The 15,915-nt window shown below is 54.2% G+C and carries 14 protein-coding genes; 7 read left to right on the top strand and 7 right to left on the bottom strand.

Annotated features, from left to right (window positions below; all coding sequences use genetic code 11):
• Window positions 1-115 precede the first annotated feature (115 nt).
• From HP15_RS05980 to HP15_RS05965, 4 genes are all read right to left on the bottom strand, one after another.
• Window positions 116-1,048, bottom strand: a complete 933-nt coding sequence (locus HP15_RS05980; protein ID WP_014576654.1) for a recombination directionality factor — start codon at window positions 1,046-1,048, stop codon at window positions 116-118.
• 61 nt (window positions 1,049-1,109) lie between these two features.
• Complete coding sequence (locus HP15_RS05975; protein ID WP_169702137.1) at window positions 1,110-2,111, bottom strand: YqaJ viral recombinase family nuclease; 1,002 nt, start codon at window positions 2,109-2,111, stop codon at window positions 1,110-1,112.
• A gap of 86 nt (window positions 2,112-2,197) precedes the next feature.
• Window positions 2,198-3,160, bottom strand: a complete 963-nt coding sequence (locus HP15_RS05970) for a DUF932 domain-containing protein (RefSeq protein WP_014576652.1) — start codon at window positions 3,158-3,160, stop codon at window positions 2,198-2,200.
• A gap of 36 nt (window positions 3,161-3,196) precedes the next feature.
• Window positions 3,197-3,547: a hypothetical protein gene (locus HP15_RS05965; protein WP_014576651.1), complete on the bottom strand. Its 351-nt coding sequence runs from the start codon at window positions 3,545-3,547 to the stop codon at window positions 3,197-3,199.
• Window positions 3,548-3,804: 257 nt separating this feature from the next.
• Between HP15_RS05965 and HP15_RS05960 the strand changes: the two genes are divergently transcribed.
• From HP15_RS05960 to HP15_RS05940, 5 genes are all read left to right on the top strand, one after another.
• Complete coding sequence (locus tag HP15_RS05960) at window positions 3,805-5,724, top strand: ATP-dependent nuclease (protein WP_041646160.1); 1,920 nt, start codon at window positions 3,805-3,807, stop codon at window positions 5,722-5,724.
• On the top strand, window positions 5,721-7,385 hold the full coding sequence (locus tag HP15_RS05955; RefSeq protein ID WP_014576649.1) for a UvrD-helicase domain-containing protein: 1,665 nt from the start codon (window positions 5,721-5,723) through the stop codon (window positions 7,383-7,385). The genes HP15_RS05960 and HP15_RS05955 overlap by 4 nt, the downstream gene beginning before the upstream one ends.
• Before the next feature lie 379 nt (window positions 7,386-7,764).
• Complete coding sequence (locus HP15_RS05950) at window positions 7,765-8,439, top strand: polyamine aminopropyltransferase (RefSeq protein WP_014576648.1); 675 nt, start codon at window positions 7,765-7,767, stop codon at window positions 8,437-8,439.
• 97 nt (window positions 8,440-8,536) lie between these two features.
• A complete protein-coding gene (locus tag HP15_RS05945) occupies window positions 8,537-9,115 on the top strand; it encodes a Tll0287-like domain-containing protein (protein WP_014576647.1) in 579 nt (192 codons plus the stop codon).
• Between the two features lie 36 nt (window positions 9,116-9,151).
• Window positions 9,152-9,799, top strand: a complete 648-nt coding sequence (locus tag HP15_RS05940; RefSeq protein ID WP_014576646.1) for an MBL fold metallo-hydrolase — start codon at window positions 9,152-9,154, stop codon at window positions 9,797-9,799.
• A gap of 27 nt (window positions 9,800-9,826) precedes the next feature.
• On the opposite strand, the gene HP15_RS05935 is transcribed toward HP15_RS05940, so the two are convergent.
• Complete coding sequence (locus HP15_RS05935) at window positions 9,827-11,452, bottom strand: methyl-accepting chemotaxis protein (RefSeq protein ID WP_014576645.1); 1,626 nt, start codon at window positions 11,450-11,452, stop codon at window positions 9,827-9,829.
• 286 nt (window positions 11,453-11,738) lie between these two features.
• On the opposite strand from HP15_RS05935, the gene HP15_RS05930 reads away from it, so the two are divergent.
• The gene (locus HP15_RS05930) at window positions 11,739-12,404 is read left to right on the top strand and encodes a hypothetical protein (RefSeq protein ID WP_014576644.1); all 666 of its coding nucleotides are present in this window, start codon (window positions 11,739-11,741) and stop codon (window positions 12,402-12,404) included.
• Window positions 12,405-12,425: 21 nt separating this feature from the next.
• Here the strand turns inward: HP15_RS05930 and HP15_RS05925 are convergent, their stop codons facing one another.
• Together HP15_RS05925 and HP15_RS05920 are read right to left on the bottom strand one after the other, a co-directional pair.
• Window positions 12,426-13,049 (bottom strand): L-threonylcarbamoyladenylate synthase, encoded by a 624-nt coding sequence (locus tag HP15_RS05925; protein WP_008171409.1) that lies wholly within the window; start codon window positions 13,047-13,049, stop codon window positions 12,426-12,428.
• Entirely contained in the window at window positions 13,046-13,402 is a 357-nt protein-coding gene (locus tag HP15_RS05920; protein ID WP_008171407.1) for a BolA family protein, read from the bottom strand. Before HP15_RS05920 ends, HP15_RS05925 begins: the two co-directional genes overlap by 4 nt.
• A 277-nt stretch (window positions 13,403-13,679) precedes the next feature.
• On the opposite strand from HP15_RS05920, the gene HP15_RS05915 reads away from it, so the two are divergent.
• Complete coding sequence (locus HP15_RS05915) at window positions 13,680-15,863, top strand: DNA topoisomerase III (protein WP_014576643.1); 2,184 nt, start codon at window positions 13,680-13,682, stop codon at window positions 15,861-15,863.
• Window positions 15,864-15,915 lie beyond the last annotated feature (52 nt).

Here is a 15,915-nt window from a genome sequence, read left to right as displayed (position 1 = left end):
GACAAAAAATTAGGGAGCTACGCTCCCTAAAAATGCTCCTGCCATAGTGGTCCTCCTCGAATAATGGCTTTTCGTAAAGAGCATGACGACACCCTCTCCCTTTACCAGAGATTAATCAGTTTGGTGCTGATCCCTGACTAAAGAGATCAGTGCGGCTTCCTCCGGCGGACAGCTCTCGCTTAATTGCTCGCAAGTGGCTTTTGGCATTCTCTTTGGAATCGTTGATCTCAGGCTTGGCAATTTCGGTGCTGAAGAACTCTTCAAGCACGTCGCCCGAATCGTCACCCAGATCCTCAAACACACAATTCCCATAGCCATTCATCGCGGCTCCTTCCAACGCATCCTGATCATAGCCGGCTTCTTGAAACGTCAGAAATCGCTCACGAGCGCGATTGATCACGTCGATCAAGCTCATACCGTCTCTGATGACCAGATCCACGTAATAGACTGGCGTTCCATAACTCTGCTTAGTGCTTTTGCCCCTTAGCTTCAGCTCCAACGGCATGTACGCCAATAGACCACCAGAGACTGCCTGGTAGTAGCTCAGCCTGGCCGCGAGGGTTCGGATGCTGTTGTAGCCGGTGGTGCGGAAGATAAAACTGCCGAGATCATCATCGTCACCAATCTTCACGTTTAGACGGCCATAGGGCTTGCATAGGCCTCCTTTGCCGAACTCACAGAGCTTCGGCCCCGGGCATGGCAGAGACTGCACTCCTGATTGTGTCAGGCGCTTACAGGTGTCGCCATTGCCGACACACATGGGTCGCCCGCTTTTACGGTCAAACATGGTGTATTCAGCCCGCAGATTGAGATCCGCATCGTTGAACAGCATGCGTACCGGGATGGTCCGCAGCTTGCTGTTCGGCGCATCCTTTCTGAGTTCTTCGTCCATGGGGTGTAAAACCCACCCGGAGTCCTTCTCCTGGATCTGGGAGGTGATAGTGAATTGATCATCTTTTTGAGGTAACCGGATGCCGTTTTTCTCAACGACCCGACCAATGCTGATACGCCCCAACACGGGAGGCGTGATGGCTAAACCTTTAATCATGATTTCTCTCCTGAAAAAAGGACCACGGGGCACTCGTCACGCCCGCGTGGCCAATGGGCATCTATGCTTGAATGAGAAACCGCCGACTGCCCGGCTTGGGGAGTGGGTATTGATCCAGAAGCTCTGGCTGATCCTTGAGCAGTCGCTTCACGTTGAGCCCAACGGAATCCTTGCTCCGTTTCCAGCTGACGCTGCCACTGGGGAAGGTTGCTTTTGAGGCGTCGCCCATCTGGATCTCGATTAGCTGTTTCAGGTGGGATTCGGTGGATTTGAGGCTTTCCAGTTCCGAGCGAATGGCCAGCAGCTCGTCAAACGCATCCGACAATTCCTTGCTTTGGCTGAAGTCCAGGGTCTCCCCTCTGTCCACTGGATACAGATGACGCAAGGCCCGTTCAGCGGAGTCGGTTCCATCGACCGGTGGCGGGGTATCCGTTACCACGAAGTCCCAGAATTGGCGCTCCAGCACGTACAGTGCCTCGATGAGCTCTTCATTCCGTTCAACGCGGTAGATCTTCAACTCCTCGCCACACAACAGAACGCACACGTCCGCTGCCGGTTTCCCAGTGACAGCCAACTGGTGCTGCACCTGGCACTGGATGTAGTCCGGAACCCCCTCCTTCCAGAGCCGTGATCCGAACTCCCCTGCCGTTTTGCATTCCAGAATCTGCACGTCGTCATCGGCCACCACCGAATAATCGAGGTTGGCCAACATCCAGTGCTTGTCCGGATCTGGGTGTTGCAATACCGCGTTCACCCGGCGCACCTTTCTGCCCGTTTGTTGGCTGTACTGCTCTGCCACAATAGGTTCCAGGATATGGCCCCAGTAGACCGGTGAAGTCGGATCGCCTGAATCCGGTTTTGGCAAACCCGCATCTCTGCCGGTTTTGACCATCCAGAGTTCCAGTTGGGATTGATACGGGTTCATGCCGACAGATGCAGCGGCATCGCTACTGCCAATGCCCTGCTTGCGGACCCTCAGCCATTCATCCCGGCTGAGGCCCTTGGTAGAGACCAGGCGCAATGCCGGTCGTGATTTCTGATTTGCGTTTGCACTCATGCCCATGATGTTTTGCTCCAGACATAAAAAAGCCCACCAGAGCATCAGGCTTCGGTGGGCTTTATGACGGTTTTGAAATTTGTGGGGGTGGCTTAAGCCACAAGTGACATGGCCTGCTCTAATGCACGGCTCTTCATGGCAGCACCGGTACCGAACCAGGCGGAATCCAGGCGGTGGTCCACGGTTTTCGCGCGGCGTTGGTGATCGATGAATTCAGTGACGGCATTCAGCAGGCCATAGGCCGTGCCTTCGGAGGATGCCAGGTTGGCACCCATGCCCTCGCCTTCATACAGCCCCAGAGCCTTCACCATCGATCGTTCGTTAGTTTTGCCTACACCAATGCCGGAATCATCGGTGAACACCTTGAGGAAGTAGTTCCTGGCTTCGGTGGTCTTCACATTCCGTTCACTCAAAGTTTTCAGGCTATACATGAAGTCATCCCAAGCCGAGACAGAGATTCCCAGTTGCTTCTTCACCAGGTCTGCATCGAACGCTGTGTTGTGCTTCACCTTGACGGCATTAGCAGTGGAGCTCTTCAATGCAACCGCCAGTGTGTTGTTGCACACCACTCGGATACTGGTGAACTGGCAGGTTGTTGCCATGGTTCCGTCACAGGCTGTTGCCAGCAGGACGTAGGCATTGGTTTGATCGTTGCCCCTGAGCATGCCGGATTGACCGGTTCGGGCGAGTGCCCACATTTTTCGGCCGCCTTTCAGGACACCGGCGGTTTCCAGCTCAAAACCGGATACCTCGGTCAGGTCCCGGTAAAACTCCAGGATCTCTTCAGGCTGAACCACTTTAAAGCGGTTACCGACCACTGACAGCGGGGCTTTGGTGTCTGAGCGATAAAGCACCTTGGAATCCGGAAAGGACAGGATCTCTCCCAAAGTGCCACTGGCATTGGCGATATATCGGACGGGACTTTCCTGGATCTGCCAGTCCAGACCGGCTTGCCTTGCCCAGACGTCCAGGGGTTGGTCTGAAGTCAGTTCGTTCCCCAGGCCATGCCACGGGGTTTGTCCTGCGTAGGACATTTGCTCAATAAGGTGAGCCATGACTGTTCTCCTTAAATTTGAAATGCGCGAAGGGAATTAACGGATGTTGTCGGGGCAGCCAGGGTCGACACTGAAGGAATAGCCGCAGTCGAGGCATCGATAGTTATCGAGCACACGATCATCCAGGACATCACCCAGAATCACGCCAGCTGAAGCACCGGTAGCGCCACCGAGCAGCGCGCCGATGACGGCACCACCGATACCGCCCACGGTTGCGCCTACGGGTCCGGCAACGATACCCAGCGTGGCACCTGCTCGAGCACCGGCTGTCGCAGCAGCAAACCCGCCATAGGCGCCTGCAGAAGCACCGACCACCCCAGCGGTTTTCTTGCCGTAGTTGTTTTTACCAATCCGAACAGACAGGCAGTTGGGGCATTTTTCAGACATGGGAATTACCTCTGTGAATCGGGAGGGAAGGCACTGTCAGTGCCCTGGTTCACAGGGGTGATATAGGTTTGAGATTTTTTTATTACGCGATCACTGCCTTCAAGAACTAGCAAGGGATGATGTCAATCGGAAAGATGAGTATGGTTGACATACTTTGCGATAGATCAGTTCATGGGCGTTCTAGCTGCACACAATCGTTAGTAGTTGGGAAGCTGCCGCAATCCATAAAAAGATACAAGGATGGCCTCGAACTAATTATGAAACTACACACGATGCGCCTTTCGAACTTCCGTTCTTTTGGCCAAACTCCAACCACGATATTGCTTGACGACATCACATATCTCATTGGTCGGAATGGATCGGGTAAGACAGCAGCATTGGAAGCCCTATGCCGGCTATTCGCTTTCGATCCAGCTCAACGTCGTATTCAGCGCTCAGACTTCCACGTCCCAATTGATGAAGAATCGGAATCTGAGGAACGCGAGTTATGGGTTGAAGCCGATTTCACGTTTCCCGAACTGACCGAGGATGAAGACAACAGCACAGTGGCCCCGCATTTTGGGCACATGCGGCTTGATGAGGTTGATGGTATTCCTCGAGTACGATTTAGACTCAATGCAACAATGGGATTGGACGGAGAAATCGAGGAGAACCTCGTCTATGTTCTAGACATAGATGACGAGGGAAATCCACTAGATGTATCGCAGGTACCTCGCTCTGAACGACGTCACATAAAGCTTCACTATCTGCCTGCTCGACGAGATCCAGCGGACCATATTTCCTATAGCGCCAATGCCCTCTTGGGGAGAATTCTTCGCTCAATTCGCTGGGAAGAAGAGCGAGAGACCATTAAGGGTTTGACTACAGAAATCAGTGACAGCCTTATAGCCAACCCATCAGTAAAGGCATTCAGTGACGCGCTTCAAGCTTCTTGGGAGACATTGCACAAAGGCGATTTCTTCACCGACCCGAAAATCACTTTTGTAGCGTCTGAGATCGAGGCATTGCTGCGACACATGTCAGTTTCTTTCTCTCCGGGACATGACGAGGAGTTGGTTGATTTTTCTCGTTTAAGCGACGGGCAAAAGTCATTGCTGTACTTATCGCTGGTATTTTCCTCCCAAGCGATAGGCCGAAAAACTCTATCCGAGGAAAACGCATCATTCGATCCGGATCGTCTCCAGCCTCCCGTTTTCACCTTGATTGCAATAGAGGAGCCAGAAAACAGCCTTTCTCCTCTTTATTTAGGGAGAATTGTTACCGCACTAAACGAAATGGTCGCAGACGAAGACTGCCAGGCGCTTATTGCTACCCATGCTCCATCAATGCTTCGACGTGTACCACCGGAAAATATTAGATACATGAGATTGGGAGAAAACCGGCAGTCAAGGGTCACTCATATCCAACTACCACCTAAGACCGATGACGCCCATAAATTTGTCAGGGAAGCTGTTCAGGCATTTCCTGAAGTCTATTTTTCGAGATTGGTGATTCTTGGTGAAGGAGATAGTGAGGAAATCGTGTTACCTCGCCTTCTTCAAGCGAAAGGAGCACCAGTGGATGAATCCTCCGTCTCAATTGCTCCACTCGGTGGTCGGCATGTGAATCACTTTTGGCGCTTGCTATCGGCATTGCAAATCCCCTACCTCACGCTTCTTGATCTCGATGTAGGGAGACATCAGGCCGGATGGGGACGTATCAAGTACGTGAACGACCAACTCAAAAAATTCGAACCAACCAAGGCGTTACCTAATTGGAATCTCCCAAAATGGAATGATAGCGATTTGCCAGTAAGGACACATCATTGGTTCGAAAACAATCGCGATGTTTTTACCGAGTTGGAAAGCCGCGGTGTTTTCTTTTCATACCCTCTGGACTTGGATTTCTCTATGCTCCTTGCCTTCCCGGAAGCATACTCAGTAAAACGGGAGATCTCAGACAGGCCAGCCTTGCAAGCCGTTCTGGGAAAAAATCATCACGATGCATCTCAATATAGCGAGGATGAACAGAGTCTCTTCACGAGTTATCACAAGCACTTCAAATTAGGAAGCAAACCTGCTGCACATATACAGGCTTTGGCAAACCTAGATGATAATCAGCTAGCTCAAAACATGCCCCAAGAACTCAATCGATTAATCGATACAGTTATTGCAAAGCTAACGGAGTTGCCCGAATGATCTCCGTAGCGGAGTGGAAACCTGCCGACAATCTTACACTTGAGCCTAACGCACAGAAGGCGGCGACAGAGCAGATCCACTCTCTAGCCCTAACTGCTGGCCCTGGGGCAGGTAAAACAGAGATGCTGGCTCAGCGTGCAGACTTCCTACTTAGATCTGGCACTTGTACTTATCCCAAACGTATCCTCGCTATTTCTTTCAAAGTCGATGCAAGTCAAAACTTGAGAGAACGCGTGAAGAAGCGCTGTGGTTATGACCTTGCATCACGTTTCGACAGTTATACGTTCCATGCATTCGCAAAACGCATCATTGATCGATTTCGACCAGTGTTAGAGGGTAATGATGCTTTGGATGTGGGCTTCACGATCGGAGACCAGAAGGTTCCCAGAAAACAAATTACTTTTGTTGACCTGGTGCCCCTAGCAATCCAGATACTAAAAACGTCATCAATTGCCAGAAATGCTGTCAGGCAGACTTACAGCGACGTTTTTCTTGATGAGTTTCAAGATTGTACACACCAACAATACGAGTTAGTAAAGTTGGCATTTCACAATACTCCTGTTCGTCTTACCGCTGTGGGTGATGTAAAACAGAAAATTATGGGCTGGGCCGGTGCGCTAGAGGGAATATTCCTCACATTTGCTCAAGACTTCTCCGCGATGCCACTAAACCTTTACCGAAATTTTAGGTCTGTACCAGGCCTGCTCAGGGTACAAAACGAAATCATTAAGGTAATAGACCCTGATTCTGTCATGCCAGATGAACAACTTGAGGGAGACGCTGGAGAGATTCTGTCGACGCAATTTGCGAACAGCAGCGATGAAGCCTCCTATTTGGCAGACACCATAAAAAGCTGGATTGAAACCGAGGAGTTGGCACCATCAGAGATCGCGATACTTGTATCCAAGCAGCTTGATCTATACGCGCACGACTTAATTAAGGCGCTGACGGCAAGAGGAATACCCTTTCGAAATGAACAAGAGATGCAGGATATAACAGTTGAGCCAGCAGCTCGCTTGATTGTCGATTACCTTTCTTGCCTCTACGGAAAACGCGAACCCAAAGCGTGGATAAGACTAATGAAGCAGCTGCAGCCCTTTGCCGATGACGACGTGCAGTCTGAAGTTAGCCGGTCCCTGGACAGCTTTATAAGAAAGCAAAGGAAAGCCATGGCTGGCCAGACGGCTGAGCAACGAAGCACGGAATGGTGGGAACCAGCAAAGTTGTTTCTTCAACACGTTGGCATTGAAACCGTTGCAGCGCTATCTCCTGAATATGAGTCAAAGGCAAGGCTGAGAGACGTTATTACCGATACAAAAAATCGCATATCTGAGCTGAGTCAATCGACCTCTACCCTCGAAGAAGCGCTGGACCGTTTTTCAGACGACGAGTCAGTGAGGATCTTGACCATACATAAGAGTAAAGGACTTGAATTTGACTCGGTTATCATGATGGCGATCGAAAATGAGATTTTTTTTGGCAATCAAGACGAGAATCGCTGTGCCTTTTTTGTAGGAGTGTCTCGTGCGAAACGACGTTTAGTACTAACAAACGCGAAGCTTCGCCCTCGGCCGGAAAATCACGGCGGAATGTGGAGAGAACATCGCTCGCCACAATCAGAATACCTTTCGTACGTGGAACCATTTTTAACAGAACATTGATATCCGGCTTGGGCAGAGAGCCGTTGCAAAGCGATCCAGTCCTAAATGAGGAGCACGATTTCATTAGCCTGCTACTCATTTGATCGCCGATAATTGAAGTTGAAATACAGTGGATGTCGACCTTAGCGACTTTATATTGCAAGCCAGAATACTTGATTATATGGGGCACAACCCCATTCAGGAAAAGATAGTTGGGGGCTTATATTGGGGTACTAAACTCACCGATGGAATTTTTAGGCGTTATCTTTCAATGCTTTAGACCTTTATATGAGTCCTGCCGGGGGTACCACCTCTCTTAACCCCGATTCTCGGTCCGTGATATTCAACCTGGCTCCAGGCGAGCTAAACTGCCCCTCCTTACCGACATCAGGACTTCTCAATGGCCCGCTTTACCGAAATCGGAACCGCAACGATCCCCGGCAAGGGAACCCGATTACGTCTTTTGCAACGCAATGATGAATTTTCCATCAAAATTGCCGGCACCACCGGAGAATTGATGAACAGCCGGATCCACGGCTCGGAGGATGCTCTTGCCACCCTCGCGTGCGAACGGATTGCCGATCAGCCTGCTCCCCGGGTTCTTATCGGCGGCCTGGGCATGGGGTTCACGCTGGCAGCAGCGCTGGCCGCTCTGGGCGACGATGCGCAGGTGACGGTAGCCGAGCTGGTTCCCGAAGTAGAAGCCTGGAATCGAGGGCCACTGGGCTCTGCGGCGGGCAACCCGCTGAACGACCCGAGAGCGCTGGTTCACATTGGTGATGTAGCCGAATTACTTAGAAACAGCGACGGCGAATGGGATGCCATCCTTCTCGATGTTGACAACGGCCCGGAAGGCCTCACCCGCAAAGAAAACAACTGGATCTACTCACCGGATGGCATTGCGGCCGCCCAGAACGCCCTGCGACCTGATGGCATCCTTGCCTACTGGTCTGCCGGCCAGGAGCATTCCTTCACAGAGAGGCTGCGACGGGCAGGATTTTCTGTTGAGCCCGTTACAGTGAGGGCCTTGCGACCCGGCAAGGGTGCCCGCCACGTTATCTGGCTGGCGTGGTAATCATTCATCGGCTCTACCGGAATCTGTCCTGGCTCAATTTGGGATTATTCTTTTGTTATATACTTATTCCAAAGCCAAGAAGCCCGGGAGAGACTCAATGACCAAACCGATCATCACAACAGCCTTGCTATGCTCTTTGCTTTCCATGCCACTGCTCGCGCAACCCCAAGCAGATAGCCCGGAAGCAATGGTTGCCGAAGCACGTTCCCTGGTGAAAAGCTTCGGCGGCTCACTGAAGCAGGCGCTCCAGGCGGCCATCAAAGAAGGCGGCCTCACAAACGGTATTGGTGTTTGCAAGACTGTTGCACCGGAAATCGCCAGGAACAACAGCAGCGGCGGCTGGGTCATCAGTCGGACCAGTCTGAAAGTTCGGAACCCGGAAAACACCCCGACCGACTGGCAGGAGATCCAGCTGCTGGCCATGGACAGACAGCCGGTGAAGAACGGAAAACCGGTGGAGGTCTGGCAGGTCTCCGAAGCGTCCGGACAGCCGGCGTTCCAATATATGAGCGCCATCCCGACACAGAAACTTTGCCTTGGCTGTCACGGTAAGTCCATCGCCCCGGAGGTGAAGGCAAAACTGGCTGAACTGTATCCTGAAGACAAGGCGACCGGCTTCTCCGAGGGCGATTTGCGGGGCGCGTTCGTTGTTACGCGGGAAGTTCCAGTAAACTGATGGCACTAGCCATTTCTTCAGCGATTGAGAACAGGTATGTCACTGAACTACAGAATCATTCCGGTCACGCCTTTCCAGCAGAACTGCTCACTGATCTGGTGCGAAAAGACGCGCCGGGCAGCCGTAGTCGATCCGGGCGGGGATCTGGAGAAGATTCGCGCCGCTGTGGCTGAGGAAGGCGTGACGGTCGAGAAAATTCTGCTTACCCATGCCCACATTGACCATGCCGGCGGAACTGCGGAGCTGACCAAAGAGCTGGGTATTCCCATTGAGGGGCCGCAGAAGGAAGACAATTTCTGGATTGTTGGCCTGCCCCAGCAGGCGCAGATGTTCGGGTTTCCGGCCCCGGAAGTTTTCACCCCGGATCGCTGGCTGGAAGATGGGCAGCAGGTCACCGTGGGTAACCAGACCCTGGAAGTCCTTCACTGCCCCGGCCACACACCGGGACATGTGGTTTTTTACCACAAGGAATCCGGTCTGGCGCTGGTAGGTGACGTGCTGTTCCATGGCTCCATCGGACGCACGGATTTTCCAAAGGGCGACCACGCAACACTGATTCGCTCTATCAGGGAACAGCTGTTCCCGCTCGGCGACGAGGTTGCGTTCATTCCCGGACACGGTCCGATGTCCACCTTTGGCCGGGAGCGAGCCACCAACCCCTTTGTTTCCGACCATCGGGGCTGAGCCTGTCGCCAGACCCACGCCGCCGTTCTAAGGGCGGCCTTCCTGATTCAGCCGGAACTGTTCGATGGTTTTCCTGAGATTCTCGGCCATGGCCAGAAGGTCTCCGGCAATTCTCGCTGTCTCCTTGGCATCCCCGGAGGTCTGCTCTGCCGAGCGACTGATTTCAATCACGTTGTGATTAATGGATTCGGAGACATCGCTCTGCTCGTTGGCAGCGCTCTCCATTTCCTGATTGAGGTTGGTGATCTCCCGCACAGCAGATGCAATGGTTTGCAGTTCAGACTCTACGGTCAGAATGGCTGAAACCTGATGCTCTGCCATCTCAGAGGCATGGCGCATGGTGGCCACACAATCGACAACCTCTCCCTTCAGTCCGTTGATGGTGTTCCGGATTTCCTCCGTTGAATCCTGAGTTCTCGACGCCAGCGCACGCACCTCATCGGCCACCACAGAAAAACCGCGCCCCTGCTCTCCGGCACGGGCCGCCTCGATGGCGGCATTGAGCGCCAGCAGGTTGGTCTGGTCAGCGATATTGGAGATTACCTCCAGCATATCCGACATCTTACTGGTACGTTGATCCAGCTGCTCAATGCGTTTTGCGCCACTCTGGACCTCGGAGTTCAATGCCTCGATGCCTTTTACTGCATTCCGGGCAAGGCTCTCACCCTTGCTCGCTGATTCCGCAGTATCTGCGGATTTTCGGGTGGTATGGATGGCATTTTCCCGAACCTGAACCGCAGATGCGGCCATCTCGGTAGTGGCGCTGGCCACCTGATCCGTGTTGTCACGCTGGGCAAGCACTTCCCTCTCTGTCGTGTCAGCCTTCCCTGCAATGCTTCTGGCCGCCTGTTCAACCTGTTCGGCGTTGTCCATGACGGTATTCATGCTCTCCCGTATCTTCGCCATCATCCGGTTGAACGCCCGGGAGACGGAACCGATCTCGTCGTTGCGGCTAACCTCAAGCTCAATGGTCAGGTCAGAGTTTCTGGAGATCTCGTCCATGCGGTCGTGGAGTCGCCGCAAACGGGAAAACACCAGTCGACTCAAAGCGGCGGCGGTCAGGAAAAACACCGCAGCAAAGATGGTTACCTGAATACCGCCACTGGTCAGCAGTTGCTGCTGCAAACGGGCATCGCTGTCAGCCATGGAATAGTCCACCCGAATGGCGCCAAGAACGTCACCCTCACTGGCCTGATGACAGCCAAGGCAGTTGACGCCCTGATAGTTTTCCATCGCGATCACGGGCTCAATAAGTGTGTAGACTCGCCCGTCCTCATTGCTGGAATAGGACTCCACCCGCTCACCGGTAAGCGCTTTCTTATCCAGTGGTTCCCGCTTCTGTTCCGACGCGTTGCCGTTGCCGAAGATCCGATTCAAATGGTCACTGCGAATCACCCGCACGTCCAGCACGTCTTCAGACGCCATCACCTTTTTCCGGAGGACATCCCGGTTACCGATGGTGCCGGTGACCATCATGGTATTCAGCCCATCGAAATAGGATTTTGTCAGTCCATCCACGTATTTGTGGCTGAACTCTTCAAGATGATCACGCTGCGAGTCTGCACTGTAGATTACGGTAAACACGAGCACCAGGGAGAAGGCAGCCGCCAGAGCGGCAAGTAAGAGAAAGCGGATGGAATACTGTTTTTTCATGGTAACCCGACACAGAGACCGCGCGGCATGCGGCCAGGACGTTGTTTTGACGTTTCGTGATGACAACTAACTGTCGCCAAACTTTATAGATATGCGTCAATTATTTCCTGACCCAGATCAGATCCGGGAAAAGTCGTTTACACATGAAGGAAGGAGGGGGAGCCCTCAGCCCGGGACTTCATCGAGTTGGCCTGAAAGCTGCAGAGCACGATGACAAGCATTCGTGATTCCCAACGCTGACTGTTCGGAAACCGCACTCCGGTTGACCGAAGGAGGAAACCCATCCATGTCCCTACTGACCTCTCTGATCCGGGCGAGCACCCAGTTCCAGCAGGCCATGGAAAGGCGCCAGACGCCCTCAACAGCGCCGGAAGCCGCGCCTGGCAAAGCACAGGCAAAGGCCATGGAAACCGAGCCGACACCTGGCGATGACCGCTTTACACCCTCGGAGAACAACCAGTCTGACCTCTCACGGCTGAAAGCCCGCAGGCTGGCCATGGCTGACTACAAACAGACCGTGGGGCAGGATCTTGCCTTTGTACGGGAAACCCTGCGGCACAAACTTGCCGAATACAACCTGCACCCGGCAACCGCATTGAACGTGAGCAAAACGGAGAATGGCAGCGTTGCGGTGGAAGGGAAAATCGCAGACAACACACGCATCCAGATTGAAAAAGATCTGAACGTAAACAAAAACTTCAAGGAAGCGTTCAATCGCCTCAGCGTTAACGAGCCAACGCTGCATTTCATGGACAATGCGCTCAAGCTCAACCAGGCGTACGGGGTGAATAACCCGCTATTGGACACACTGATCAGCGAGAACCAGCAATTCAACGGCCTGCAGGACCTCGTGCACCGTTACGACACCATGCGCCGCTCAGTGAGTGCCGAGCAAATCGAAGCTGCAGGGAATAGCCGGGCGTACGCCTTTAATCTGAACGCCCGGGCATAACGGAAAGACGGATCAGGAGAATCAGACCTCGAAAGGCGCCGGATCCCCCTTGCCAACACGGGTAACCACCGGAGCCTCGCCGGTGAAGTCCACGACCGTGGTCGCTTCCATACCGCAGAATCCTCCGTCGATAATCAGATCCAGCTCATGCTCCAGGGTTTCCCGGATTTCATAAGGGTCTGTCATCGGATCGGTTTCGCCCGGCAGAATCAGGGTGCTGCTCATGATGGGCTCACCAAGCTCGCCCAACAGCTCCTGAACAATGGCATTGTCCGGCACACGGACGCCCACTGACCGGCGCTTGGGATGAAGCAGCCGCCGGGGCACTTCACTGGTGGCATCCAGAATGAAAGTGTAGGGTCCGGGCGTGAAATTCTTCAGCAACCGGTACTGGGTGTTATCCACCTTGGCATAGACCCCGATGTCCGAAAGATCCCGGCACACCAGGGTGAAGTTATGCTTGTCATCCAGACGGCGAATCCGCTTGATCCGATCCGCCGCCTGCTTGTCACCCAGGTGACAGCCAATGGCATAGGCTGAATCCGTGGGATACACGATCACCCCGCCACGACGCAGAATATCCACCGCCTGATTGATCAGACGCTTCTGCGGCGTCTCCGGATGAATCTGGAAAAACTGACTCATGAACCCTCTCCCTGTGCGGTCCGCGTCGCCATCGCCGGATCTTTCTTCGACCCGCCCATACAATTCGGAGACTCCGGCGCCGACTGCCCCGTCGCCTCCCATTCTTCCGGTGAGTATAGATGCAACGCCAGCGCATGAACCGGCCCCGCCAGTTCCTCGGCAAGCACCTTGTAAATCGCCTGATGACGCCGCACCCTCATCTGCCCCTCAAATTCCGGCGACACCAGGGTCACCTTGAAATGAGTTTCAGAATTAGGCGGCACACTGTGCTTGTGGCTCTCGTTCTCCACCTGAAGCACACGCGCATCGAAGGCGTCGTTCAGCTTGGTTTCAATTGCATTCTGGATCTTCATGTTTCGAGACTCCTACTGCTCAACCCTGATGGAAGAGGGCGAATGACGAACGGTCAGAAGCGGGTGTGGAGATGGCTTTCCCAAAAGTGTGTGTTGCCAAGGATGGCAACACCAAGCCCCCATGGATGGGTTCACGGCGTCTTTTGGGAAAGCCATCTTCACAGCCGCCTCCACCAACAACCTCAGTCTACTACACATACAGGACACACCCGAGAGCCTTGACACCATAAAGCCAAAGCGCCACATTCCCATCCCGATTCCAAAACACCCAAACCCCATGCACCTGTACATCGCCGAAAAACCAAGCCTCGGCCGCGCCATCGCCGCTGCCCTCCCCGGCCCTCACCAGAAAGGCCAGGGCTGGATACGCTGTGGCACTGGCGAAAATGCTGCCACCGTTAGCTGGTGCATCGGCCACCTGCTGGAGCCGGCAGAACCTGCACGCTATAACCCGGCCTGGAAGAAATGGCGCCAGGAAGACCTGCCGATGTTTCCCGACAAATGGGAGGTCATGCCCAAGGACAGTGTTCAGCAACAATTAAAGGTGCTGGAATCCCTGATTCGCCAGGCCAAGACCATTATTCATGCTGGCGACCCGGATCGGGAAGGCCAGCTGCTGGTGGACGAAGTTATACGCTATTTCGGCGCTAGCGCTCCGGTTCAACGGATACTGATCAACGATTTGACGCCAGCGGCCGTGGCCCGGGCGATCCAGAGCCCCAGGGACAACCGGGAATTCCGTCGGTTATCCCATTCCGCCCTGGCCAGACAACGCGCCGACTGGCTCTATGGCATCAACCTGACCCGATTTTATACCCTCAGTTATCAGCGGCAGGGTGAACAGGGGGTCTATTCCGTTGGCCGGGTCCAGACTCCGGTACTTGGCCTTGTGGTTGAACGTGACACCACCATCGAACACTTCCAGCCCAAGCCCTATTACCGCATTGAAGCAAGGTTCAGGGCTCAGGAGGAAGAAGCCGACCAGCAAACCTTCACCGCCCGCTGGCAGCCCAACGAGCAGTTCCAGGATTACCTGGACGAAGAGAACCGCCTGCTGAACCGGGAAGTCGCTGAACAGATTGCCGACAGCGTTCGAAACCGACCCGGCACCATCACCGAGTCCCGCTTTCGGGATCGGTCGGAAGCGCCACCGCTGCCGTTTTCCCTGTCGGCCCTGCAAATTGAAGCAGGCCGGCTATTCCGGATGGGGGCCAAAGACGTCCTGGATACCGCCCAGAATCTTTACGAGCGCCACCAGCTCATCACCTACCCGCGATCCGATTGCCGGTATTTACCGGAAGGCCACTACAGCCAGCGGGAGCAGGTGATAAGGGCCATTGCCCGAGTAGCACCGGATTTGGAGGAAGCCTGCAACGGCGCAGACCTTGGTCGCAGGACTTCCGCCTGGAACGACAAACAGGTCGACGCCCACCACGCTATTATCCCAACCAGCCGCCCGACGCCGAACGGCAAACTCAGTGACGCGGAAGAAAAAATCTACGGACTGATCAGCCGGTATTATCTGATGCAGTTCGCGCCCGATGCCGTGCACAGGGAGGGTAAGCTAACGGTACGAGTGTCAGAGCACGAATTCCGCGCGACGGAAACCGCCATCCTGGTGCCGGGCTGGAAAACGCTGGAACTGAAACTGCGAGAAGCTCGCAAGGAACCGGAGAAGGCCCCCCTTCCCAGACTGGAAAAAGGCGAACCAGTATTCTGCGACGATAGCAGCCTCAGCGAGCGCAAAACCCAGCCGCCCCAGCATTTCACCGACGCGACCCTGCTCTCGGCAATGACCAACATTGCCCGATTTGTAACCGATACCGAACTTCGCAAAACCCTGCGCGAGACCGATGGCCTGGGCACCGAAGCAACCCGGGCTGCGATCATCGATACCTTGTTCAAGCGCGATTACCTGTACCGCGACAGTCGACATATACGCGCCACCGACAAAGCCAAGGCGTTGATCAGTGCTTTGCCCGAATCGGTAAGCAAGCCGGATCGCACGGCCGTCTGGGAAGCCAACCTGGAGAGCATTCGCCGTGGCGAGGGCGATCCCAGAAAGTTCCTGGATACCCTCAAAGAGGAGATCCGCGGCTTTCTGGACAGGCCCCAAGGCCGCCCGACCGTCGACTCGGAGAGCATCGGCACAACCTCGCCAGAGGCACAGCCCCACTGCCCCAAATGTCGCGCCCCGATGCTGGAGCGTGAGGGCAAATTCGGCCGCTTTTTTGCCTGCACACGCTACCCGGATTGCCGGGGCACCCGACCGCTGGAAGAAGCCACGCCTCAGGATGGCACTGGCCAGAAACCCATTCCATGCCCCCACTGTTTCTCGCCCCTGGTGCGACGAAAAGGGAAAAAAGGCTGGTTCTGGGGCTGCAGTAATTTCCCCGGCTGCCGACAAACACTGGACGACGACAACGGAAAGCCTTCAGTCCGTTTACGCAAGTCTACATAACGATACTGAACGCAGATCCACATTTTGTGATAATTGATTGATATAGCAGAGT

Origin of the sequence: Marinobacter adhaerens HP15, assembly GCF_000166295.1 — a bacterium.
GTDB lineage: Bacteria > Pseudomonadota > Gammaproteobacteria > Pseudomonadales > Oleiphilaceae > Marinobacter > Marinobacter adhaerens.
This window is presented reverse-complemented; position numbering and strand designations above follow the sequence as displayed.

Coding starts and splice junctions, on each gene's coding strand:
- HP15_RS05980 (WP_014576654.1), bottom strand. CDS start 1,048: ATGATTAAAGGTTTAGCCATCACGCCTCCCGTGTTGGGGCGTATCAGC.
- HP15_RS05975 (WP_169702137.1), bottom strand. CDS start 2,111: ATGGGCATGAGTGCAAACGCAAATCAGAAATCACGACCGGCATTGCGC.
- HP15_RS05970 (WP_014576652.1), bottom strand. CDS start 3,160: ATGGCTCACCTTATTGAGCAAATGTCCTACGCAGGACAAACCCCGTGG.
- HP15_RS05965 (WP_014576651.1), bottom strand. CDS start 3,547: ATGTCTGAAAAATGCCCCAACTGCCTGTCTGTTCGGATTGGTAAAAAC.
- HP15_RS05960 (WP_041646160.1), top strand. CDS start 3,805: ATGAAACTACACACGATGCGCCTTTCGAACTTCCGTTCTTTTGGCCAA.
- HP15_RS05955 (WP_014576649.1), top strand. CDS start 5,721: ATGATCTCCGTAGCGGAGTGGAAACCTGCCGACAATCTTACACTTGAG.
- HP15_RS05950 (WP_014576648.1), top strand. CDS start 7,765: ATGGCCCGCTTTACCGAAATCGGAACCGCAACGATCCCCGGCAAGGGA.
- HP15_RS05945 (WP_014576647.1), top strand. CDS start 8,537: ATGACCAAACCGATCATCACAACAGCCTTGCTATGCTCTTTGCTTTCC.
- HP15_RS05940 (WP_014576646.1), top strand. CDS start 9,152: ATGTCACTGAACTACAGAATCATTCCGGTCACGCCTTTCCAGCAGAAC.
- HP15_RS05935 (WP_014576645.1), bottom strand. CDS start 11,452: ATGAAAAAACAGTATTCCATCCGCTTTCTCTTACTTGCCGCTCTGGCG.
- HP15_RS05930 (WP_014576644.1), top strand. CDS start 11,739: ATGTCCCTACTGACCTCTCTGATCCGGGCGAGCACCCAGTTCCAGCAG.
- HP15_RS05925 (WP_008171409.1), bottom strand. CDS start 13,049: ATGAGTCAGTTTTTCCAGATTCATCCGGAGACGCCGCAGAAGCGTCTG.
- HP15_RS05920 (WP_008171407.1), bottom strand. CDS start 13,402: ATGAAGATCCAGAATGCAATTGAAACCAAGCTGAACGACGCCTTCGAT.
- HP15_RS05915 (WP_014576643.1), top strand. CDS start 13,680: ATGCACCTGTACATCGCCGAAAAACCAAGCCTCGGCCGCGCCATCGCC.